16 protein-coding genes are annotated in these 22,178 nt (G+C 65.5%); 13 read left to right on the forward strand and 3 right to left on the reverse strand.

All coding sequences use genetic code 11. The features are described from left to right. The first annotated feature begins 386 nt into the window (after positions 1-386). From EP7_RS19170 to EP7_RS19185, 4 genes are all read left to right on the forward strand, one after another. On the forward strand, positions 387-1,880 hold the full coding sequence (locus EP7_RS19170) for a transglutaminase-like domain-containing protein (protein WP_463523630.1): 1,494 nt from the start codon (positions 387-389) through the stop codon (positions 1,878-1,880). A 159-nt stretch (positions 1,881-2,039) separates the two neighbouring features. Further along, a complete protein-coding gene (locus EP7_RS19175; protein WP_463523632.1) occupies positions 2,040-3,428 on the forward strand; it encodes a BON domain-containing protein in 1,389 nt (462 codons plus the stop codon). A gap of 180 nt (positions 3,429-3,608) precedes the next feature. Then, positions 3,609-5,615, forward strand: a complete 2,007-nt coding sequence (gene shc / locus EP7_RS19180; protein ID WP_463523634.1) for a squalene--hopene cyclase — start codon at positions 3,609-3,611, stop codon at positions 5,613-5,615. Beyond that, complete coding sequence (locus EP7_RS19185; RefSeq protein ID WP_463523636.1) at positions 5,612-6,373, forward strand: phosphorylase family protein; 762 nt, start codon at positions 5,612-5,614, stop codon at positions 6,371-6,373. The genes shc and EP7_RS19185 overlap by 4 nt, the downstream gene beginning before the upstream one ends. A gap of 35 nt (positions 6,374-6,408) precedes the next feature. Here EP7_RS19185 and EP7_RS19190 read toward each other — a convergent pair whose 3' ends face one another. Beyond that, complete coding sequence (locus tag EP7_RS19190; RefSeq protein ID WP_463523638.1) at positions 6,409-6,879, reverse strand: hypothetical protein; 471 nt, start codon at positions 6,877-6,879, stop codon at positions 6,409-6,411. A gap of 158 nt (positions 6,880-7,037) precedes the next feature. Between EP7_RS19190 and EP7_RS19195 the strand changes: the two genes are divergently transcribed. Next, positions 7,038-7,868, forward strand: coding sequence for a sugar phosphate isomerase/epimerase family protein (locus tag EP7_RS19195; protein WP_463523640.1), 831 nt, complete (start codon positions 7,038-7,040; stop codon positions 7,866-7,868). 14 nt (positions 7,869-7,882) lie between these two features. Here the strand turns inward: EP7_RS19195 and EP7_RS19200 are convergent, their stop codons facing one another. Beyond that, positions 7,883-8,431, reverse strand: coding sequence for a tetratricopeptide repeat protein (locus tag EP7_RS19200; protein ID WP_463523642.1), 549 nt, complete (start codon positions 8,429-8,431; stop codon positions 7,883-7,885). Positions 8,432-8,800: 369 nt separating this feature from the next. Between EP7_RS19200 and EP7_RS19205 the strand changes: the two genes are divergently transcribed. The 7 genes from EP7_RS19205 to EP7_RS19235 all read left to right on the forward strand — a co-directional run bounded on the left by EP7_RS19205 (position 8,801) and on the right by EP7_RS19235 (position 18,348). Further along, positions 8,801-10,255, forward strand: a complete 1,455-nt coding sequence (locus tag EP7_RS19205) for an ammonium transporter (protein WP_463523644.1) — start codon at positions 8,801-8,803, stop codon at positions 10,253-10,255. 206 nt (positions 10,256-10,461) lie between these two features. Continuing rightward, entirely contained in the window at positions 10,462-12,129 is a 1,668-nt protein-coding gene (locus tag EP7_RS19210) for an Hsp70 family protein (RefSeq protein ID WP_463523646.1), read from the forward strand. 16 nt (positions 12,130-12,145) lie between these two features. After that, a complete protein-coding gene (locus tag EP7_RS19215) occupies positions 12,146-14,206 on the forward strand; it encodes an Hsp70 family protein (RefSeq protein ID WP_463523648.1) in 2,061 nt (686 codons plus the stop codon). Further along, complete coding sequence (locus EP7_RS19220) at positions 14,203-15,078, forward strand: FHA domain-containing protein (protein WP_463523650.1); 876 nt, start codon at positions 14,203-14,205, stop codon at positions 15,076-15,078. The genes EP7_RS19215 and EP7_RS19220 overlap by 4 nt, the downstream gene beginning before the upstream one ends. A 17-nt stretch (positions 15,079-15,095) precedes the next feature. Further along, on the forward strand, positions 15,096-16,457 hold the full coding sequence (locus EP7_RS19225; RefSeq protein WP_463523652.1) for an FHA domain-containing protein: 1,362 nt from the start codon (positions 15,096-15,098) through the stop codon (positions 16,455-16,457). After that, the gene (locus EP7_RS19230) at positions 16,457-17,491 is read left to right on the forward strand and encodes a vWA domain-containing protein (RefSeq protein WP_463523654.1); all 1,035 of its coding nucleotides are present in this window, start codon (positions 16,457-16,459) and stop codon (positions 17,489-17,491) included. Before EP7_RS19225 ends, EP7_RS19230 begins: the two co-directional genes overlap by 1 nt. Next, positions 17,488-18,348: a hypothetical protein gene (locus EP7_RS19235; RefSeq protein WP_463523656.1), complete on the forward strand. Its 861-nt coding sequence runs from the start codon at positions 17,488-17,490 to the stop codon at positions 18,346-18,348. Before EP7_RS19230 ends, EP7_RS19235 begins: the two co-directional genes overlap by 4 nt. Before the next feature lie 129 nt (positions 18,349-18,477). On the opposite strand, the gene EP7_RS19240 is transcribed toward EP7_RS19235, so the two are convergent. After that, a complete protein-coding gene (locus tag EP7_RS19240) occupies positions 18,478-19,761 on the reverse strand; it encodes a CAP domain-containing protein (protein WP_463523658.1) in 1,284 nt (427 codons plus the stop codon). Positions 19,762-20,320: 559 nt separating this feature from the next. On the opposite strand from EP7_RS19240, the gene EP7_RS19245 reads away from it, so the two are divergent. Continuing rightward, positions 20,321-22,162 (forward strand): phospho-sugar mutase, encoded by a 1,842-nt coding sequence (locus EP7_RS19245; protein WP_463523660.1) that lies wholly within the window; start codon positions 20,321-20,323, stop codon positions 22,160-22,162. Positions 22,163-22,178 lie beyond the last annotated feature (16 nt).

Raw genomic sequence — 22,178 nt, forward strand, 5'->3', positions numbered from 1 at the left:
CAGGTTCCCTCGCATCACACCAAGCAGCTTGCGTTGCACGGAGCTCTCGAGCTGATTGGTTTCGAGCAATTCCATTCGCAACTCACGGTTGGCTGAATGACTCGCCTAGAATGAGTTGGAAGCGGCCGCCCGATTCTTCGAATCGGGCTGGCCGCTCGTCGTTTCCCCCTCCGCTCGCGCCCCACCCAACACGCACACACCCCGTCGTCGACCGATTCTAGGCGAGACGATGTCCCCGATCGTTTCATCCCTCGCGGGACCTCCGTTCGGCGGCCGATTGGCTGCATCCGCGATCCGAATCTGGCCGATCTTGGTAAGATTCGACGACGCGGGCCGGCCGTTTGGCGTTCGCCGCACCCCTTTGGGTCCACGCGAAAGGATTTGAGATGCAACTTCCTGGACGCCGAGCCTGGCTCGGAGTGGTCGCCCTCGGGGCGATCGCAGCCACCTTGGTCGGAGCCGCGCGCGCCGATGAATCCTGGGACGCCGTCTACATCGGTGGGTCCAAGGTCGGCTTCACCCACCTGCGGGTGATGTCGGTGACCGACAAGGACCGCAAGCTGATCAACGTCCAGTTCGAGCAGGAGATCGACGTCAACCGGTCGTCCGACCGCCTGCGTATGAAGCTGCGCTATGGCACCATCGAGACCCCCGAAGGGGAAGTGCTCCGCCTTGATACTAGGGTTCAGGCGGGACGCGACGAGTTACGGACTCACGGCGACGTGATCGACGGCAAGATGGACCTCAAGGTCTCGTCGGGCGGCCGCGAACAGCGGAAGGTCATCGACTGGCCCGCCGACATCCGCGGACCCTATGCGGCCGAGCTGAGTCTTGCTCGCTCTCCCATCAAGGTGGGCGAGACGCGTCAACTCAAGATGTTTATCCCGATCCTGAATGTCGTCGCCAAGCTCGACCTCGTCGCCAAAGGGGTCGAAGACGTGGAGTTGGGCGGCGGAGTGAAGCGTCCATTGATGAAGGTCGAGTCGATCGTCACGATGCCGGACGGAAAGGTTGACCTCGAACAGAGCACGACATTCTGGGTCGATAACGCGGGCCAGGCCCTGAAGCAGTACGCCAGCGTCTTCGGAGGCTCGTACACTTACAGGACTTCCAAGCAGGCCGCCATGGCAACCGACCCGGGGGGACGGCTCGACCTGATCGCCCTCTCGGTCGTGAAGGTGACCCAGAAGATCCCCCGTTCCGAGCTGACCCGGAACATCAGTTATCGCCTGAGGTTCAAGGGAAACGACCCGGCGCAATTCTTCCCGACCGACCGGAGGCAAGAAGCCAAGTCGGCCGGCGACGGCACGACGGCGACTCTCCTCGTGCGCACCGCCGGCCCGCAAGACGGTCAGCCCGAGGCCTCACCGGGCGATGAGTTCCTGCGGTCGAATCCGATGATCAACTCAGAAGACCCTTCCGTCGTCAGGCTCGCCGCCAAAGCCACGGCGTCGGCGGGCAACGATCCCTGGGCCAAGGCGGTCGCCATCCAGCAATTCGTCTTCAAGACGATGAAGAGCCAGAACTTCCGGACCGCCTTTGCACCCGCCCATGAGGTCGCCCGCACGCTCGAGGGCGATTGCACCGAGTTCGGCGTGCTCACCGCCGCCATGTGCCGAGCCTCGGGCATCCCCGCCCGCGTGGCCGTCGGGCTCGTCTACGGCGATAGCCTGGGTGGCTTTGGGTTCCATATGTGGAACGAGGTGTATGTCAATCAGCGATGGGTCGCCATCGACTCGATCTTCAACCAATCCGAGGTTGACGCAACCCACCTCAAGCTCAGCGATGCAAGCCTGGACGGCGTTTCGCCTTATGAGACGTTCACGTCGGTCGCAAAGGTCTTCGGCAACCTGACAATCGAGCCGGTCGAGATCCGCTGAACGGCGGATTGAATGACAAATTGCAGGCGGACGGGATGCGGCCGATCCCGTCCGTTGTGAGCTGAATCGCTTGTTCTGCCGGTTTTCGGGCCGTAAACTTCCGGGAGACCGTGGCGCCGATAAACGGCCGCCGGGGTCTCTCCCGGGAGGTCCTGCACCATGACGCGGCATCGATTCCGTCGCGCGGCCCTGTCGGCCAACGTTTGCATGGCCGCCCTGGCGATCGCATCACCATTGGCGGTCGCACAGCGGACAACTCCACCTCCGGTCGGCCGAACGGCCGAGGCACCTCCGACCGCGTCCCGTCAGGCGCCGGCATCCCCCGTTGCCTCGCTCCAGTCGAGCCTCCAGTCGAATCCGGTCACTGCTCCTTATCGGATCGGCGTGACAACCAAGAACGGCCGGGCGTTGCTCACGGGTCGGGTTGGTAGCAAGGCCATCTATGACGTGGCCATCCGGACCGCGATCAATTCGGGCGTGGCGTTCACCGACCAGCTCATCATCGATACCGCGATGCAGCGTGCGATGGCACGCGCCCAGGGTGCGCTGATCGACACCTACATCGTCCCTCCTGCCTTCGGCCTTTACGGCTACGGGGGTGGTTATGGTCTGGCTTACCCCTCGCCGTTGCTCGGCCCTTACGATGCTCCCCAGATCTGGGAGCCTCCGGTGATTTCCTATCCTCCCTACTGGGAAGAACTCTCCGCGAGCCGGCTGGGCGAATCGGCCCCGTTGGCCGGAAACGACGTGAACGCACCGGCGGCGGGTCGCGGGGCATCGAACACCGTCGAGGCGACCATCGATCCCCTCGGCGTGGCGACCTTGCGAGGAACCGTCTCGACCATGGCCGAACGCGTGGGGGTCGGCCAGAAGCTGGCCCAGACCCAGGGTGTGACCGAGGTCATCAACCTCCTTACCGTTGATCCTTCGGTCCCTGGATCTTCGGCTGCCAGATCCGAGGCCGCCGACGCACCGCCGCCGCCGCCAATCCCGATTCCTCCGCCCACGCCGGAGACCGCCGAGCGCCGTCCTGCACCCGAGTTCAGCCCCGATGAGGCGGAAAAGCCGGCCGCTGCGGCGGGAGGAAGTGCCGGCGAGAGGCTCAGAGCCTCTCTCGCCCGACGGCCGGCCCTCGAAGGTCTCTCCGTCCAGGCATCGGTCGATGACGGGATTGCCACCCTGCGTGGCCAGGTCCCCACGGCCTACGAGGCGATGCTCGTCCACCGGACGGCACAGCTCCAGCCGGGCGTGAAGAGCGTGGACGATCAACTCCGGTTCCAGGTTCCCGACACCGAGCATCCCAACCCCCTGCGTGAGAAGGGACGTCCCGAAGACGTCGAACCTTACCTCCAAGCCCAGGTCCAGCGTCAACTCGGCGACCTCGCCCATCTCGATCGCACGCGTCTCTCCGGCGAGGAGCTCGACCTGAACATCCAGGTCATTCATGCGGACGACTCCCCGAGAGTCGAAGCGATCTTGAGGTCGATGCCGCTGCTCCGCGGCTTCCGCGTCCAGCCTAAGATCGTCGTCGAGGAAACCGGAAACTGAAGGGGCTGCGCGGAGTTTGCAGGCCCGGCCGCACCGGCACGGCGAAAAGTCGTGCCGGTGTAACGGTTTGGGCTTGCCGGGTAGCCGCCGGGGCTCTTACGATCCGACTCTCCTGAATGATCCGGCGCCGACGCCGGAATGCCCCGAGATTCGTCCGCTTCGCCCCGGAGTCGGGTAGGGATGCCTTCCAACACTGCCTCGCTGACGTCGCTCGGTAGGACCGGGCCCATCGCGGAAAACGCCGCTCGCAGACCGATCAAGGCGGACTCGCGGCTCGATGAAGCGATCGCGGCGAGCCGAGACTGGTTGCTCGAACGCCAGGCCACCGATGGCCACTGGGTTGGTGAGCTGGAAGGCGATTCGCTCCTGGAGTCGGAGTACATCCTGCTCCTGACCTTCCTAGGACGCGAGCGAGAGCCCATCTGCCAGAAGGCGGCCGCCTACATCCTGCTCCAGCAGTTGGAAGACGGAGGTTGGGCAATCTATCCGGGTGGGCCGGCCGAGATCAGCTCGTCGGTGAAGGCCTATTTCGTCCTGAAGCTGACCGGGCTGGGGATCGATGATCCGAGGATGGTCCGGGCACGGCACCGAATCCTGGAGCTCGGCGGAGCCCAGGCCTGTAACAGCTTCACCCGATTCTATCTGGCTCTCCTCGGCCAGATGACCTACGACGAATGCCCCAGCGTACCTCCCGAGCTGGCCCTTCTGCCGCACAATTACGGGCTGGGTGCGATGTCGGCATGGACCCGGACGATCGTGGTCCCGCTGGCGATCATGTCGGCCTACAAGCCGGTGCGGAACCTGCCGGAAGAGCGCGGGATCGCCGAGCTGTTCCGGCTCGACCGGCCCCGGCGGGTGAGCCGCAGGACGAAGCGCGCGGTGAGTTGGGAGAATTTCTTCCTCGTCGGCGATCGCCTGCTGAAGCTCAGCGATCTGATCCTGCCGCGGTTCGTGCGTCGGCCAGGGATCAATGCCTCCGAGCGATGGATGGAGCAGCATCTCGAGCATTCCGACGGCCTGGGCGCCATCTTCCCGCCGATGATCTACACGATCGTCGCGTTCGAGTGCCTTGGCGTCGGACGAGACGAGCCGAAATACAAGCTGGCGATGAAGCAGCTCGAAGACCTGCTCATCGAGGACGGCGAAACCGCGCGTCTCCAGCCTTGCGTCTCGCCGGTCTGGGACACGGCCATCGCGGCGATCGCGCAGGCAGACGCGTCGCTGGGTGACGACCACCCCGACCTCCTGAGGGCCGCGAGCTGGCTCCTCGATCGTGAGATCCGAATCGAAGGGGACTGGCACAAGCGGCGGCCCGGTCCCGAGCCGACCGGCTGGCATTTTCAGTATCGCAACGGCTGGTATCCCGACATCGACGATACCGCGATGGTGCTGCTGGCCCTGCTCAGGACCTCGATCGCGGGCGAGACCGCGGTGCAGGACGCCACCAGGCGGGGGGTCGCCTGGCTGCTGGCGATGCAGAACAAGGATGGCGGCTGGGCGGCCTTCGACGTCGACATCGACTTCGAAGTCTTGACCAAGGTCCCGTTCGCCGACCACAACGCGATGCTCGACCCGAGCTGCGCCGATATCACGATGCGCATCGTCGAGCTGCTGGGCGTGCTCGGCCATCGCGCCGATCACCCGGCGATCTCCCGAGCCTTGGCGTATCTCTGGAAGACCCAGGAGCCGGAAGGTTGCTGGTACGGCCGCTGGGGCGTCAATTACATCTACGGTACCTGGCAGGTGCTGCAAGGCCTGAAGGCGATCGACTTCGACATGACGCACCCGGCCGTGGTCCGGGCCGTGGCCTGGCTTGAGCAGGTCCAGCAAGCCGACGGCGGCTGGGGCGAGACTTGCGAGACCTATGACGATCGGAACCTGATGGGACGGGGCGAGACCACGGCCTCGCAGACGGCCTGGGCCGTGCTCGGGCTCGTGTCCGCGGGCCGTGCCGGGACGGAAGCCGTTCAGCGCGGAATCGACTATCTGACCCGACGCCAGCAGGCCGACGGGTCGTGGGACGAGCCGCAATTCACGGGGACCGGCTTCCCCAAGGTCTTCTATTTGAAATATCACTACTATCGGATTTCGTTCCCACTGATGGCTCTGTCTCGTTATCGGGCAGCGATCACCGCGGGAGCGTGGCCGGAACGTCAGGCTGCGACGGCAATCGGCGGCCCTCGATGACCAAGGGCCCGAAGAAGGCCGAGGCTCCGATTGCGGCGGAGATCGGCATCGTCGCCGCGCTGCCGATCGAGGTCGGCTATCTCACGGACCGGATGGAACAGGTCCGCAAGTACAGCGGGCCGAGGTTCACGATACTCGAAGGGGAACTCGAGGATCGCCTCGTCGCGCTCGTCATCGCCGGGATCGGTCGAGGGCGGGCTCGCGAGGCAACTCGTGTGCTCATCGAAGGCCACCGCCCTCGATGGATCCTCAGCGCGGGCTTCGGCGGGTCGCTCGACCCGATCTTGAAGAAGTCGGACGTCGTCTTTCCTAATGAGGTCGTCGACCTCGCCGGGGCGAGCTACACGATCGACCTCGCGCTGCCGGAGAACGCGGCGGAACTCGGCTTTCGGTCGGGCCGTCTGCTCACGGTCGACTCGGTCGTGACCACGGCCGCTGCCAAGTCCGAGCTGCATTCTCAGCATGGTGCCACAGTGGTCGACATGGAGACGTCGGCTGTGGCGGAAGTTTGCAGCGAGCGCGGGGTCCGGCTGATCCCGATTCGTGTCATCAGCGACGAGGCGGGCGCCGACCTGCCGCGCGAGATCGCCACAATCATGGCGGCCAGCGGCAGCTATCGCGTGGGGGCGGTCCTCGGCACGCTCTGGAAGAAACCGGGGCGGATCAAGGATCTGCTCCAGCTTCGCTCCGACGCGCTCGTCGCGGCCGACCGCCTCGCGGGTGTCGTCGCCGGCACCATCCGCCAGCTCCCGCCCTGATCGAAGACGACCGGGGGCGGGATTTAAGAGGGGTTTTACTTCTTGACCGGCGCGGGTGCGGCCTTCGGGGCCGGCCTGGACAGGTCCGGCAGGGCCGACTTGCGCATCGGCTTGGGGTCTTCTCGATACTGAGTCCGACGATCGACGGGCCGCGCCCGGGTCAGGCTCTCGGCGGCGATCGTTGCCGCGCCTGGAATCAGGAGCAGGGTGGCCAGGCTGACGATCAGGGCGTGAAGCGGGTGGAATTGATAGATGAAGACGAAGATCAGGAACCAGACGATCGCCTGGAGCGCCGTCCAGTGCAACTCGGCGGTGTACATGGTCTCGTAGGAAGGCCGGGCCCACATGGCCAGCGCGGCCATGATGAACGAGCCCGCCGTCACCTTCAGGCCGGCCGAGGGCGTCACCTCGTCGTAGAACTGGCGTTGGGCCAGCTCGATCACGAAGAACGAGGCGACGAAGAACATGAACCAGTAGAGTGCGAAGGCGACCAGGAAGGAGACCATGGCGAATTCCAAAAGGGCGTGACCGCGGGGGAGGTTGGCCGAGCCGATTCTATCGCGCCCCCGGACGCCCGGCCATGAGACGCTAGCGGATTCCGGGGGAGGTGTTACGATAAGCCGCATCAGGACCGACCGACGACGACCCGCCCTTGGACCAACCGATGATCCACCTGAGCGCCTTTGCCGATGAGATTTCCGAAGATCCGGCCGAGCAGATGGACGTCCTGAAGTCCCTGGCGATCCACCACATCGAGTTCCGCTCGATCCTCGGTTTGAATGTCCTGGACCTCGACGACGCCCAGCATGAGGCGTTTCGCGAGCTGCTCAAGGCCCGCAGATTCACGCTCAGCGCCATCGGCTCGCCCATCGGCAAAATCAAGATCACCGATCCGTTCGAGCCCCACCTCGAACGCTTCGACCGGGCCCTCGAACTCGCCGACTTCTACAGCTGCCCACGGATCAGGATCTTCAGCTATTACATTCCCGAGGGCGACGCCCCCGAGCCGCACCGCGACGAGGTGATGCGTCGGATGGCTGAGAAGGCCAGGATCGCCGAAGGACGCGGGGTCTCGCTTCTGCTTGAGAACGAGAAGGGGATCTACGGCGACACCGCGGCCCGCGTCTCGGACATCCTCGAGACGGTCAACTCGCCGAGCCTCTCGCACGCGTTCGACCCCGCCAACTATCTGGAAGTCGGCCAGGGGATCGACGAGGCCTGGGCCCTTCTTCGCCCGAGGGTGACGCATTTCCACGTCAAGGATTACGTGAGCCTGACCCGATCCATCGTCCCTTGCGGCAAGGGAGACGGTCAGATCGCTCGCTTGATCGCCGATGCCGTGGCCCACGGCTATTCGGGCTATGCCGTCCTGGAGCCACACCTCAAGGTCGCCGCGGCGATGTACGGCTTCACCGGCCCTGAGAAGTTCGGCGAAGCCGCGCGGGCGCTCCAGGATTCGTTGCGATCGGCGGGCGTCCCCTTCGACGGCCCTTGATCCCTCTCTCCGGATCAGGGGCGGGTCCAGCGTTTCAGGCTGGCCGCGAGATCGGCGGCTTCCCGGGGCATGCCCAGGGCTTCGTAGCACTTGATCAGGCCGGCCGCGGCTTCCAGGAACGGCTTGTTGGCCACGCGGTGTGCGGGCAAGCGGCCGTGGAAGTTCGGCGGCAACGCGCTGACGCCGAGCTCGAACCCGTAGCCGAAATGGCCGCGTGCCAGCTTCGGGTCGTTGAACTCGCTGAGCGCTAGCTCCCCGAGTGCCGTGTGCACATAGAGATTATCTCCGCAGCCTTGTAAGGCATAGCGAAGGGCGTCGCGTGCCGATTCGGGATCGCCGGCCTTGAGGAACTCCAGCCCCTCGGCGTAGTCGAGCTCGGTCTCCTCGACGCATGGAGGGTGGTCGAATTCGTAGTCGTCTTCGCCCAGCAGGCGAAGGCGGAGGCCCCCTTTTTTCTTGGGCGGCCCCTTCTTCGGCGGGCCGGACCTCGGGCCGTCGTTGCGGGGGCCCTTCCTGGGTGAACCATTCGCGGAATGATCACCCTGACGCTCGCGATCGGGCATTTCGTCCTCGTCCACCAAACCTGGTGCAACCCGGGGGAGTCGGGTTGAGCGGCAAATCTGCCCAACATCGCGGCAAGCCCGTTGTCGATTGAGGCTATCGTCCGCAGGCCGTCGTCGCAAGTCCGACCTTGCCTCAGTCAAAATCGCCGGAATTCCGCTGCAATCGAGGCATCGATCGGGGAGAATGCCGCCCGGCATCTCTGTTGCATCTTCAAGGCCGGCCTGCGAGGAAAGAACTTCCCTCCCTGCAATCGTTGCCACCGACCCGAGTTCGACCGGACTTGCACTCCGCGCCGTTAACGTCAGCGCTTTACGCGCCGTGATGGTCTCTCTGCATTGGCCGAAGCAGGCCCACCGAGGATTTCCCTGATGAGATGCCGAGCCTTGCCCCGAGGCCTGACCGGAGCTGCGATCGCCCTGCTCTTGACGTATCCCTCGGCCGCCTGGTCCGAGGACGTTGTCGCGGCCACGCAGGCCACCGCCCCGGCGATCGACGGCGCCGACACGGCCTTCGTGATGATCTCGGCCGCGCTCGTGATGCTGATGACCCCGGGACTGGGGCTCTTTTACGGGGGCATGGTCCGGCGCAAGAACGTGTTGGCGACGTTCCAGCAGAGCTTCATCATGCTGGGGGTGATGACGCTTCAGTGGATCCTTTACGGTTACAGCCTGGCCTTCAGCCCCGATGCCTTCGGAGGCCTCGTCGGCGGCCTGAGCTGGGTCGGCCTCTCGGGCGTGGGCCTGGCCCCTTCGAGCGTGGCCGACTACGGCCCAACGATCCCTCATCAGCTTCACATGGTGTTCCAGGGGATGTTCGCCGTCATCACGCCGGCGCTCATGTCGGGGGCCTTCGCCGAGCGGATGAAGTTCTCGGCCTACCTGACCTTCTCGCTGCTCTGGGCCACGTTCGTGTACGACCCCGTGGCCCACTGGGTCTGGAACCCCGATGGCTGGATTTTCAAGCTGGGTGCCCTGGATTTCGCGGGCGGCCTGGTGGTGCACGTCATCTCGGGGATCGCGGCGCTCTGCTGCGTGCTCGTCATGGGCCGACGAAAGGGGCTGGGCGAGGAGGAGATGCATCCGCACAACCTCACGATGACGGCCCTGGGCACTGCCCTGCTCTGGTTCGGCTGGTTCGGATTCAACGCCGGCAGCGCCTTGGCCGCCAACAGCAGGGCCGTCGCCGCGTTCGTCAACACCAACGCCGCGGCCGCCGCGGGGACGGCATGCTGGGCCGCGATCGAGTGGGTCCACAAGGGAAAGGCTACCGTCCTGGGGGCCTGCACGGGGGCCGTCGCCGGCCTGGTCGTCATCACTCCCGCGGCCGCCTTTGTCACCCCGTTCTCGGCGATCTTGATGGGCCTGGCCGTCTGCTTTCTCTGCTATGGCGCCATCATGCTGAAGTCGAAGCTCGATTACGACGACTCGCTCGATGTCTTCGGCGTCCACGGCGTCGGCGGGGCTTTCGGAGCCGTCGCGGTCGGTATCTTCGCGGTCAAAAATATCGTGCCGGGAGTCTCCAGCCCCGGCGGGCTGCTCGACGGCCACGCCAATCAACTCGGCATTCAGGCCCTCTCACTCGGGGCGGCCGCGGCGTACAGCTTCGGAGTGACGTTCATCCTTCTCAAGTTCGTCGACCTGGTCATCGGCCTCAGGGTCGACGCCGATGACGAGGAGGCGGGCCTCGACCTCTCGCAGCATGGCGAGCGAGGGTACATCATGGGCGTCGGCGAATTCCTCGGCGGCGGTCACCCGCTTGAACGCGAGATCGTCGAAGGCGTCCACTCGCGCGAGGTCGAGGCACTGGCGTCTGCCTCGAAGTGACGGAAATCTCCATCGATTGACCGACGTCCGAGAGGCCCCCGCCATGTCACCAATGACCGGGGGCCTCTCTCGTTCGAAGCCGAGGATTGACAAAGCGCCTTGAGGAGTCGGGCCCGGTACAATAGCGGAGGTCGGCGGGCGAATGACCCGGGACGGCCGGACTGCGGATCGCCAATGACAGGCCGGACTTGCACGGAGCCCTCGACGTGAGCGACCCCCTGACGCGTGTGTACGGGATCGACCTTGGGACGACCTATTCGGCGATCGCCTATGTTGACGAGCATGGCAAGCCGGTGATCTTGCCTAACCAGGAGAGCGAGCGGATCACCCCCTCGGTCGTCCTGTTCGACGGCGAGAGCGTCATCGTCGGCAATACGGCCAAGGAGGCCGCCAAGGTCGAACCGCACCGGGTGGTGGGCCGCGTCAAGCAGCACATGGGCGATCCCAACTTCGTGTTCGAGCACGACGGCAAGTCGTACCGGCCCGAGGACATCAGCTCCTTCATCCTGCGGAAGGTCGTCGGCGACGCGCAGCTCGCCCTGGGCGACGGCGATCCCATCACGGACGTGGTCATCACCTGCCCGGCCTACTTCGGCACCGAGGAACGCGAGGCCACCGCGAATGCCGGCCGCCTCGCCGGCCTGAACGTCCGGGCCATCCTGAACGAACCCACCGCGGCGGCGATCGCCTACGGACTCGAGCACGGCGAGGACCAGACCGTCCTCGTGTATGACCTGGGCGGCGGCACGTTCGACGTGACGATGATCGAGATCCGCGACCGCCTCATCAGGGTCATCTGCACCGGCGGCGACCACCGCCTAGGCGGGACGCTCTGGGACGAGGCGATCGTGATGTACCTCTCCGATCAGTTCCGCGCCCAGTCCGGTGTGGAAGACGACCCGATGGACGACCCGGAGGTCTTGAACGACTTGTTCCTCCAGGCAGAGCGGGGCAAGAAGACTCTCACCCAGCGCGACAAAGCCCCCTTCCGCGTGACCCACGCAGGCCAGCAGGCCCGAGTCGAATTGGACCGGCCCAAGTTCAACGAGATCACCGCTCATCTGCTCGACCGGACCATCGAGCTGACCCGCGACATGCTCCGCGATGCCGAGGAGAAGGGGGTCACCGCCTTCGACAAGATCATCCTCGTCGGCGGTGCCACCCGGATGCCTCAGGTGCGCGATCGGCTCGTGGCCGAATTCGGCAAGGAGCCCGAGGCGTACGACCCCGACGAGGCCGTCGCCAAGGGGGCCGCGCTGTTTGGGCTCAAGGAGTCGCTCCAGCAGCAAGTTGCCGAGATCCTGGCGCCAGACGGGCAGTCGGGCGACAATGGGCAGCCGCACGACCTGGCCGCCGTCAGCGAGGCGGAGATGACTGCGGCGCTCGACGAGATCGAGCGATCGGTCGGTTTCACGCTCACCGGCCCAGTGCGCGAGCTGGTCAGCACGAGGATCGTCAACGTCCTGTCCAAAAGCCTCGGCGTCCTGGCCAAGGACGACACCGGCAAGGAGCAGGTCGTCTATCTGTTGCCCCGCAATGGCGAAGTGCCGATGGACTCTCAGCAGGACTTCGGCACCGACCAGGTCGATCAGGCGGGAGTCGACATCAAGATCATGGCCGGAGAGCGCGACAGCCCCGAGCCGCTCGACTGCAAGGACGTGGGCACGGCGACCCTGAATCTGCCCCCCGGCCTTCCTGCCCGCAGCCCAATCCGGGTGAAGTTCGCGATCAGCCGCGACGGTCGCCTGACCGTCAGCGCCACCGACCTGACTGGCGGAGGCTCGATCGATGTCGACTTCGAGACCGAGGCCGTGCTGAACGCCGAGCAGGTCGCCGAGCGATCCTCGGCCCTGCGGCTCCTGAACGTCTCCTGAGCGGGAGGGTCTGGCGATGGGCGCCTTCGTCGGCATCGACCTTGGGACGACCAACTCGGTGGTGGCCGCGCGCAATGCGTACGGCCGCCCCGAGGTCCTGGCCAATCGCGAAGGCCAGAATATCACCCCGTCGGTCCTCTACTTCGGCACCAATCCGCCGGCCATCGGCCAGGAGGCCAAGGAGTATGCCCGGCTCGGCACCGAGGAAGTCGCCAGCTTCTTCAAGCCGCAGATGGGCAACCCCCTGTGGACGCTTCGGTTCGGTGGCAAGGATTACTCAGCAACCGAGCTTTCGGCGCTCGTGCTGCGCAGGCTGAAAGAGAACGCGGAGGCGGCGCTCGGTCAGGACGTGGACCGCGCGGTCATCACCGTGCCCGCCTACTTCGGCGATCCTCAACGCAAAGCGACCATCGAGGCTGGCCGACTCGCAGGGCTGGATGTCCTGCGGATCATCAACGAGCCCACGGCCGCGGCATTGGCTTACGGTCTGAAGCAGGCCGCGACCTCCGAGACGGTCCTGATCTACGACCTGGGCGGGGGCACCTTCGACGTCACCATCGCCAGGATCGAGCCCGACGAGGTCGTCGTCCTGGCCACGGCCGGAGACCACGACCTGGGCGGGAAGAACTGGGACGATCGAATCGCCACGTTCCTGGCCGAGCGATTCGAACGCGACACCGGCCTCGACCCGCTCGATGACCCTGTCCTGCTCAATGAGCTGCTTTCTCGCAGCGAGCAGGCGAAGTGGCAGCTCTCCGATCGGGCCTCGACGCGAATCTCGCTCCAACTCGGGTCGGAGCGGCGGAGCTACGAGCTGAGCCGGGCCGAATTCGAGGGGATGACCTCGCCGTTGATGGACCGGACGCGAAGGCTGACCGATGAAGCCCTCGGCGAGGCGGGCCTCGGCTGGTCGGGGCTGTCGGAGATCCTGCTCGTCGGCGGCTCGACCCGAATGCCGATGGTCAGGTCTTATGTCCGGCAGATGGCGGGACGCGACCCTAGGGCCGGGGTCAATGTCGACGAGGTCGTCGCTCTGGGCGCGGCGATCCAGGCCTCGGCTGACGCAGGGGTCGAGACGACCGATGCCACCCCCAGGTTTCACCTGTCCGGGGCACGCAGGGTCAAGGACGTGATGTCGCACAGCCTGGGTGTGGTCGCCCTCAACCCCGAAGGCACCCGCTACGTCAACGACCACGTCATCCGCCGCAACCTGCCGATCCCCGCCGAGTATGGTAAGTCCTATCTGCACGCGACCCACGGCGGCGAGAATGATCGGCTGGAGGTTTACCTGACCCAGGGCGAGAGCGACGAGCCGCGTGACTGCTCGATCCTGGGAAAATATGTCTTCAATGGAATCGCCCCGACGGATGCCTCGGTGACGGTCGACGTCCGGATGTCGTACGACGAGAATGGGGTCGTCCAGGTGAAGGCGAACCAGCGCGACACCGGCCATGCCCTGACCCTGACAGTCGAGCCCGTGCCCGATGACCTCTCGTGGCTTGACGGCCCGCCGCCGCAGCCGAAATTGTCGAAGCCTAGACCTGCGACGATCTACCTGCTGATCGACGTCTCTTCGAGCATGGCCGGCCCCCCCTTGCAGGAGGCCCAGGAGGCGGCTCGCGGGTTCCTGGAGAAGTGCGATTTCACCTTGATGCAGGTCGGCCTGATCTCCTTCAGCGACGAGGTCGTCTTGCAGGCCGAAGCGACCGACAACCCCAGGCGAGTGCAGGCGGCGATCGGTCGACTCGAAGCCGACGGCACGACCAACCTGTCCGACGCGTTGAGGATGGCCGGCGACCGCCTGGTCGGCTCCGATCGACTGGGATATGTGGTCGCGCTGACCGACGGCTACCCCGATGCTGCCGACGATGCGATCGCCGAAGCCGCGGCGTTGCGCGAGCGGAAGATCGAGGTGGTCGCGATCGGCATGGGCTCCGCCGATCTGGATTATCTGCGGAAGCTGGCCAGCACCGAGGCCGGCTCGATCTTCGCCCGCCAGGGTGAGCTTGTCGGCGCCTTCGGCCATATCGCACGCGTGATCTCCGAGGGGGGCCGCGGCCTGCGGCGGCTTCCATGAGCGAGATTCTCCAGAGAGCCGGCCTGCGAAACGCCGACCTCCGACAGGCCATCGACCTGGCCGTGGCCGGCGGTATTGGCGCGGCCTTCGGCCTGTACCAGTACACCGAGCTCGTCCACGTCGGCTCGCTCTGGATGCGAGACGCCCTGGCCGGTGGGCTCATCGGCGGCATGATCGGGTTCGCCCTGAATGCGTCGGGGCCGATGCGGGATGGTTCATGGCCTGCGATGGCCCGGGCCTCGGCCTGGGGGGCGTTGGCCGGCGCGATCGGCGGTGCCCTCGGCCTGGTGCTGGGCGAGTTCGTCCTGGGCGGGCTCCAAGGGGGACTTCTGGGGCGTTCGGTATCGTGGTCGATCCTGGGCCTTGGGATCGGGGCCAGCCAGGGGCTTGCCTACCGGTCGAGGCAGAAACTCGCCTTCGGCTTGATCGGCGGAGGTCTCGGCGGGCTGGTCGGCGGGTTCCTTTTCGAGCTGCTGCGTCAGTCGTTCGGCAGCCGCTACGATTTGGGCCAGGGGCTCGGCATCGTGGTCCTGGGTGCCGGGCTGGGACTGGCCCTGGCGGCAGTCGAGCAGGCCTTGCGGCGTGCCTGGGTCGTGGTGATGTCGGGTCGTCAGGAAGGCCGTTCCTACCTGGTCCTCAGGCCGGTGGTCACGCTGGGCCTGGATGAGCGGGCCGACATCGGCCTGTTTGCCGATCCGACGATCGCCCGAGCCCATGCCGAGATCCGACGAGACGGCCGAGGCTACATCCTTCACCCGGTCTCGGGGGGCCTGACCCGAGTGAATGGGGCCGACGTGGCCGGCCCGACAGGGCTGTCCGATGGCGACCGCGTCGAGCTTGGTCAGACCTTGCTGGTCTTCCGCAGCCGCTAGAAGTCGAAGCCCGTCCGATGGACCGAGTTGAGGTGCCGACCGTGTCCGAGATGAGCTGGGCATTGACTGTGACGAAGGGAAGAGCCCCTGGAACGAGCTACCCCCTCGCGCCCGGCGAGACGATCGTGGGAGCGGCAAACGGTCCGGGGCGACGAATCGACCTCTCCGACCAGGAAGCGGGCGCCCGTCGCCTGGCCGATTCTCAGGCCTCGATTCAATGCGAGGTCGGAGTCGTTGCCGTGCGCGACCTGGAGAGCCCGGCCGGAACGTTCGTCAATCGGCGGCGAATCTTGCCCGGTCGGTCGCACCCGCTGGCGGACGGTGATCTGATCGATCTGGGAGGAGTCCAGGTCCGATTTTCAAGGGCCAACGGCAATGTCGAGATCCCTCGTCCCAGCAAGTCCCCCCGGGAGCCATTCCGCTTCTCAGGGCTGACGTGCAATGATTGGGATGACTTCGCCACCCTCTCGGCCCAGCACTGGCAGGGGATGGTGGCCGAGGTCGAGACCGGCCGTTTGTCGGCTTACCTCCTCAGGCATGGCCAGCCTCCCTTGCCCGACAGAGGGTCGGCCGCCGAGCGCCTGGACTTCTGGCTGGCCGGATTGCCAAGTGCAAAGGCGATCAAGCCCGAGCTGGATGTTCACCCGACCTCAATTGTTTGCGGGATCGAGGCCGGGGCGACGATCAGGCGCGAACTGACCGTGTCGAATGTCGGCTATCGGCTGCTGCGCGGGTCGGTCGAGCTGCCGGGTGTCCCCTGGCTTCGACTGATCTCAGGTGCACGGTCCGCGCCGTTCATCGTCGCCGAATCGTCGAAGGTGACGCTGGAAATCAGCCGTCCGGACGGCGGGACCGTCCCCTTGATGGCCGAACTTAAGGTCGTCTCCGATGGTGGCGAGTCGCGGGTGGCAATCCGCGTCGAGGGGACGGGTTCTTCTGCGAAGGTGGTCGACTCCGAACATGAGCCTCGCGTCTCGATGGTACCCTGGTTGGAGACCCTGAGTCCGTCTGCCTTGATCCTGGTCGGTGCGAGCCTTGGCCTCCTCCTCCGAACATTGCTCTGGGTTGGCGGGAGCCTGCTCGGCCAGGATCGTGGGCTGGCCGGTCCCGCGGCCCTCGGCCTTGGCCTGGGTGGGCTGGCTGGCCTGGTGGATGGCCTGCGGCGACAACCGGCGTCGCTGCCTGTCTCGGGGACAATGGCCGGAGCAATCGTCGGGGCGATGGCCGCGAGCCTGGCCCTGGCAATGAGCCGCGTCATTGAGGGCCCCCTGGCCTGGGGCGGGCCTTTGGTCGGCTTGCTGGCCTGGGCGGCGCTTGGCGCGGCGGTGGCGGCCTGGTACGCGTCGCATCGGCGGAATGCAGTGGGGAGGCCGGACTGATGGTCCCTCGAATCCTGGTTGGTTCATTGCTGGTCATCACCGGGATGAGCATGCGTGTGATTGCGGAGGAGCCCAAGACGGTTGCCGAGTCACCGGCCACTGTTGTGGTGACTCAGGCCGACGAGTCGAAATTCCCCGAGATCGAGCTGGCGTTCGAGGTTCGCAAGTCGGGCGGCGCATTCGTGCTGGACGCGGAGAAGGGGGCGTTCCGGGTCACCGAGTATGACCTCGAAGTGCCGGTCCTCGAGTTCGAAGCCCCGATCTCGACGGAGCGAAAGCCGACGACGATCGTGTTGGTGGTCGACCACAGCGGGAGCATGGGGCACGAGAGCCGGATTGACGGCATGAAGCGGGCGGTGGGGACCTTCCTGGAAGGGCTACCGGCGGGATCGAGGGTGGCCGTCGTGGCGTTCAGCACCGAGGTCCGGGTCGTCTGCCCGTTCACCACCGATTTCAAGGCGGTCAAGGCGTCGGTCGACGAGCTTGAGCCGTTCGGGGCCACCTCGTTCTTTGACGCGGTCGATCGGGCGGTCGAGCTACTGGGAGACGAGACCGGGCGGCGAGCCGTCCTGGCCCTGACCGACGGCATCGACACATCGAGCACCCGTCGTCCGGAATCGGTGGTCGAGAGGGCCCGAAAGTTTGGCCTGCCAGTCCACACGCTGGGGCTCGGGGACGAGCGCCAGATCGCCGTTGACTTGCTCAAAGCGATCTCCGAGGAAACCCGCGGGCAGGCTTATCTGGCCCGGCAGGTCGACCAGCTCAAGTCGATCTATGAGGAACTGGCGAAGCGGCTGGGGTCGAGCTATCGGCTGATCTATCGCAGCGAACGCGCCATCCCGGACGGGACGCTGAGGCCGGTGAAGGTGTACTACCGAGGGCAGTCGAAGGCGGGCGAGGCCGCGGTCTTCATCCCGGGCATGGTCGTCCCTGCCCCGGTCGGCTCGTTCCTCTTCCTCACGCTGGTCGGCGGACTGCTTGTGACTCGATCGATCGCGGGACGTTCGCGGCGTGCCGAAGGGGCGTCCTCGTGAGGCCACCGCCGATCCGCTACCCCTTGCCAACGCTCGTGGCTCTCCTCGCCCTGGCGGTCGTCGCCTGGAAGGGCAGCCATTGGGTCCTTCTGGCGATGGCTCGGCTGGCTCCGATGTCAACCATTGCTGGGACGGCTTACCCGAGCTCGACGAAGCCAATCGCCCTGGTCGGTCCGCTGCCGCTGAGGGTCTTGCTGCTAGGGACTTCGATCCCGGTCTCCGAGACTCCGGGCGGGCCGATGCTAGAGCCGATCCGGCATACCATGTTCGCCAAGGTCTTCGATACCTGGCCCCGGAAGGGGACTACGACGCATCTCAGGGTCGGCAACAAGTCGGCGATCGGCTGGGTCGATGTCAGCCTGACCCTGAACTGGCCGACGAGACTTGTCGTTCGCATTGAGAAGGTCGAGGGCGTGCCGTCCGGTGTCTACCCCGTGCTGTCGTGGCGCGAGGGGCGGGTTGTCCTCGCGATCTGGATGCCGAGGCGTGAATGGGCCGAGGTCGATCGCTATGCGACGCTCGATCTTGCCGACTTGGCTCCCGACGCCTGGCAGGTCTGGTGCAGCGAGGACGAGCTTCAATCGGCCCTGGGTGCGACGGTCGCGCCGCATGCCGCCCAGAAACCTGGCTCGATCCGACTGGCGGCCCTTTTCGGTCGGCTGGGGGAATCGACGGAATGGGACGCGCCGGACTTTAAAGCTGTCAGGGGATTTCTGCCCACTCAGTTAGCTATGTTCCCCGTTCCTCACCTGGCCGACGCAGCGGAACGGCTGGCCGAGATCAACCGGGCGTGGTCGCCCGACGCGACGTGGTCGGGGGTCGAATACCGGGCCGTGCCGGTGGCGGACTTCCCTTGATCTGTCGTTTCGACGGGATTGATCAAGCCTGAAAACATAGCCCCAGTGCAAACGGCAATGCCCGCGGCCGCCGGTCTGGCGGGTCCGCGGGCATTGCCGGAGCACGAAGGAAGGTCAGACGGTGAAGGTTCAGACCTTGGCCTTGGCCGAGGGCTTCCAGTTCGACCAGCTCGTGATCCAGCTCGGGTCGAAGCTGGAGGCGGAGGGCTTCGAGTTCGCGGAGGCCAGGGGGGCCAGTGTGGAATCCCTGAACGAGATCGGCTGCGACGCGTTGGTGTCGGGCGTCTGAGACTTGGTCGGGGTCGTCGAAACGGGAGGGACGACCGGGGTCACGGCGGGCGTGACGACGGCGGCCACTACGGGGGTGACGACCGGGGTCTTCACGGGGACGACAACCGGGGTCTTCACGGGCGTGACGACGGCGGTCTTTACGGGGCTGGCGACGGCGGCCTGGGCTCGGACGGGCTGGATCACCGAGACGGGCTTGGCGATGGTCACGGGCGGGGTGGCGTCACCGGCCTGCGACTGATCAATGCGGAAGTCAACCTTCACGTTGGACGACTGGATGTTGACCGACTGGCTCCCGATCAGCTTCGATCCGTCGGTCGCCGAGACCTGATAGGTGCCCGGGTCGAGGGGAATCTGGTACCCGCCCGAATCCCAGGTCTGAACCTGCGAGACCTTGCCGGTGCTGACATTCTTCGCCTGGATCGTCACGTCGCTGGCGCCTTCGCCGGGCGTGTAGAAGTTGTTGCCGTTCTTGTCGTCATAGACAACCCCGAGCACCTGCGACTTGTCGCCGGTGCTGCGGGCCATGTCCTGGGTGACGACGAGCGGGCCGAATCCGGGCTTGTTGCTCTTGACGATCCCGAGGCCGATTTCGTCGAAGCTCTGGTCCGACGAGTTCGTCTGGAGCAGGTTGTTGCGGTGCCCCTTGCTGTCCACACCCCAGTCGATCAGGAAGGCCCGCATGGAGTCGTCGACCGAGTCGGCGTAGGCGTAGGCGTTCTCGGAGGTGGCCGACGCGTCGAGGCCGGTACGAGTGATTCGATCGTTGGAGCTCGACCCGTCGGAGCCGGTATGCGACTGGAAGCCGTTGGCCGCCTGGTCCTGGCTGTGGGCCGTGGCGGCCGCGGCAAGCTTGTCGCTCCAGGCGAGAGGAGCCCTCGGCGTGATCGACGCGATCGCCTGCTTCTCGGCCTGCAGGTTGACCTTGTAGTAGGCCAGCGTGTTGACGGTCTGGTCGTCGAGCTTGGTCGTGAGACGATCGATGGTGGCCCCGGCGTTCGAGCGGGCGGCGTTGACCAACTCGAGCATGTACTGGGCCTCCGCGGTCGGGCCGCCGGAGGACAGGACCTGTCGGGACTCAAGATTTTCCATCAACGGCTGATGGCGGACGGACATCCGAGTCATTCGGGCCTCCTTGCCCATATCGGCGGCCCCCCGAGGGGGCGGAAGAGTGAAGTATCCACCCCGATCATCGAGGCGACTTTCCGTTGCGTTTCAGGCGTCGAAACTTGAGGAAAACCGCATCATTTCGGGGCGGGCTTGATGGCTCTGAAGAAAAGCAAGCCCAATGCCATCGCGGCGGAATCTGTCCGAAAATTCGCGTCGTGTGTCGCAAACCTTGGAAACTTCGGTGGTTCGGATTTCCATTTCCCCGCCCACCCGGCTTGTTCCCCACTTGCATCGAACTTGCGCCGGACCAATCGCCGTTCCGGCCTTGTTACGTTCTTACAAATAAGTGGTTCTTACAAGATCAACACGCGAAACATTTTCCGACGGAAATGCTGCTCAAGTTTCGAGTTATGTCATCCGATTGGGGGCGATTTTTTCCGAAATGAGCAGAAAAAGACTGGTGATTTGCCGTCTCGCGGTCGAGGGGTTGTCAACTGCCGGCCGGGGCTTCATCATGAGGCGTACGTAGCCCGGACATTTCGATCCGGGCGAGAGACGAGCCTGGAGCCGTGAGATGTCTTCGAGTGACGAGAGCCTGACACGCGTCGACAAGGCCGAGAAGTCGGGAGACCTCTCCGGCTCCGCCGCCGCGGAGATCCGGCGCTGGCTCACCGAGGAGCCGTTCGCGGCCTATCGCAGTTTGCTTGAGCGGGACATTGAGCAGGCGAAGTGGAAGACCCTCGATGACGCGTTCTACGCCGTGCTCGAGTTCGGCACCGGCGGCCGTCGCGGCAAGATGTATCCCGTCGGCACGAACGTCCTCAATGAGCGGACGATGGCCGAGAGTGCCCGGGGGCTCGCCGACTACGTCCTGAAGACGAAGGGGGAGGCGACGCCGAAGTCGTGCGTCATCGCCCGCGACACTCGCCACAACTCTCCCGAGTTCGCCGCGGTCTGCGCCCGCGTCCTGGCCGCGGCGGGATTCAAGGTCTACCTCTTCCCTGAGCCTCGCTCGACCCCCCTGCTCTCCACGGCTGTGCGTCACCTGAAATGCGACGCCGGCATCATGATCACGGCATCCCACAACGCGCCGCAGGACAACGGCTTCAAGTGCTATGCCGCCAACGGGGGCCAGGTCATCGCCCCCGACGACGCCGGGATCATCGCGTGCGTCAAGCTGGCGTCGGAGCGGGTCATCCCGCTGGAGGACCTGGACGAGGCGATCAAGGCGGGCACGATCGTGCTGGTCGGCGAAGCCGAGGATAAGTTCTATATCGACTCCGTCCTCAACGAATCCGTCTCCGTCGCACGCGACCTGTCGCTGGTCTACACGCCGATGCACGGGGTCGGCGAGTCTTCGGTCGCCGCAGCCCTGAAGGCGGCCGGATTCAGCAAGGTCAACGTACTAGCCTCCCAGCGCTCGCCCGACGGCGATTTCCCTAATGTCCCCGGGCACGTCTCCAATCCAGAGATTCCAAAGACCCTCGACGCGTCCATCCAGGAAGCCCGATCGACCGGCGCCCTGCTCGTCCTGGCCAGCGACCCTGACGCCGACCGGATCGGCGTGGGTCTGCCCGTCACGGGCGACCCCGCGGGCGAATGGACCACGCTGGACGGAAATCAGATTGGCGCGCTGCTGACCGCCTTCGTCATCAGGCAAACGAGCGCCATGGGGCAGCTCCGCGACGACCATTACATCGTCACGACGATGGTCTCGAGCCAGATGGCCAGGGCCATCGCGGTCCGGCACGGGGTGAAGTGCGAGGACGACCTGCTCGTCGGCTTCAAGTACATCGGTCAGCGGATCGACGAGATGGGCCCCGCCGGCTTCCTCTTCGGATTCGAAGAGTCGCACGGCTACCTGAAGGGGACCTACGCCCGCGACAAGGACGCCGCCGTCGCCGCATTCCTGTTTGCCGAGCTAGCCGCCCAGTTGAAGGATCGCCAGCAGACGGTCTTGGAGTACCTCGACTACCTCTATCTCGACGTCGGCTATTACGGCGAGCGGCTGATCAATAAAACTCTCGAAGGCCGCGAGGGGGTCGCCCAGATCAAGGCCCTGATGGAAGCCTTCCGCACTCGACCTCCGAAGGAAGTCGCCGGACTTGCCGTCACGGAAGTCTACGACTACAAAACACACGAGGTCCGCGACGCCCGCGATGGCAAGGTGACCCCCCTGCCCCAGCCCTCGGGCGATCTCCTGATCTTCCATCTGGATGCCCCGGGCGTCCGGTTTGCCGTCCGGCCGTCGGGCACCGAGCCCAAGATCAAGTTCTACCTGTTCGCCCGCGGCGAGACCCGTGACCTGAACGACCTGGCCCAGCTCGTGCCGGTGAAGGCCGAGACGTCGAAGCTGATGGCCCGGATGGCGGCCGACCTCGATCAGTTCGTCGCCACAGTGGTCGGCAAACCCTGATCGTTCGAGCACCTAT

The sequence above is a fragment of the Isosphaeraceae bacterium EP7 genome (genome assembly GCA_038400315.1).
GTDB lineage: Bacteria > Planctomycetota > Planctomycetia > Isosphaerales > Isosphaeraceae > EP7.

Excerpts from the sequence above, each read along its gene's own strand:
- EP7_RS19225 (WP_463523652.1), top strand. The coding sequence starts at position 15,096 with ATGGACCGAGTTGAGGTGCCGACCGTGTCCGAGATGAGCTGGGCATTG.
- shc (WP_463523634.1), top strand. The coding sequence starts at position 3,609 with ATGCCTTCCAACACTGCCTCGCTGACGTCGCTCGGTAGGACCGGGCCC.
- EP7_RS19195 (WP_463523640.1), top strand. The coding sequence starts at position 7,038 with ATGATCCACCTGAGCGCCTTTGCCGATGAGATTTCCGAAGATCCGGCC.
- EP7_RS19230 (WP_463523654.1), top strand. The coding sequence starts at position 16,457 with ATGGTCCCTCGAATCCTGGTTGGTTCATTGCTGGTCATCACCGGGATG.
- EP7_RS19200 (WP_463523642.1), bottom strand. The coding sequence starts at position 8,431 with ATGCCCGATCGCGAGCGTCAGGGTGATCATTCCGCGAATGGTTCACCC.
- EP7_RS19170 (WP_463523630.1), top strand. The coding sequence starts at position 387 with ATGCAACTTCCTGGACGCCGAGCCTGGCTCGGAGTGGTCGCCCTCGGG.
- EP7_RS19205 (WP_463523644.1), top strand. The coding sequence starts at position 8,801 with ATGAGATGCCGAGCCTTGCCCCGAGGCCTGACCGGAGCTGCGATCGCC.
- EP7_RS19190 (WP_463523638.1), bottom strand. The coding sequence starts at position 6,879 with ATGGTCTCCTTCCTGGTCGCCTTCGCACTCTACTGGTTCATGTTCTTC.
- EP7_RS19175 (WP_463523632.1), top strand. The coding sequence starts at position 2,040 with ATGACGCGGCATCGATTCCGTCGCGCGGCCCTGTCGGCCAACGTTTGC.
- EP7_RS19245 (WP_463523660.1), top strand. The coding sequence starts at position 20,321 with ATGTCTTCGAGTGACGAGAGCCTGACACGCGTCGACAAGGCCGAGAAG.
- EP7_RS19185 (WP_463523636.1), top strand. The coding sequence starts at position 5,612 with ATGACCAAGGGCCCGAAGAAGGCCGAGGCTCCGATTGCGGCGGAGATC.
- EP7_RS19240 (WP_463523658.1), bottom strand. The coding sequence starts at position 19,761 with ATGACTCGGATGTCCGTCCGCCATCAGCCGTTGATGGAAAATCTTGAG.
- EP7_RS19220 (WP_463523650.1), top strand. The coding sequence starts at position 14,203 with ATGAGCGAGATTCTCCAGAGAGCCGGCCTGCGAAACGCCGACCTCCGA.
- EP7_RS19215 (WP_463523648.1), top strand. The coding sequence starts at position 12,146 with ATGGGCGCCTTCGTCGGCATCGACCTTGGGACGACCAACTCGGTGGTG.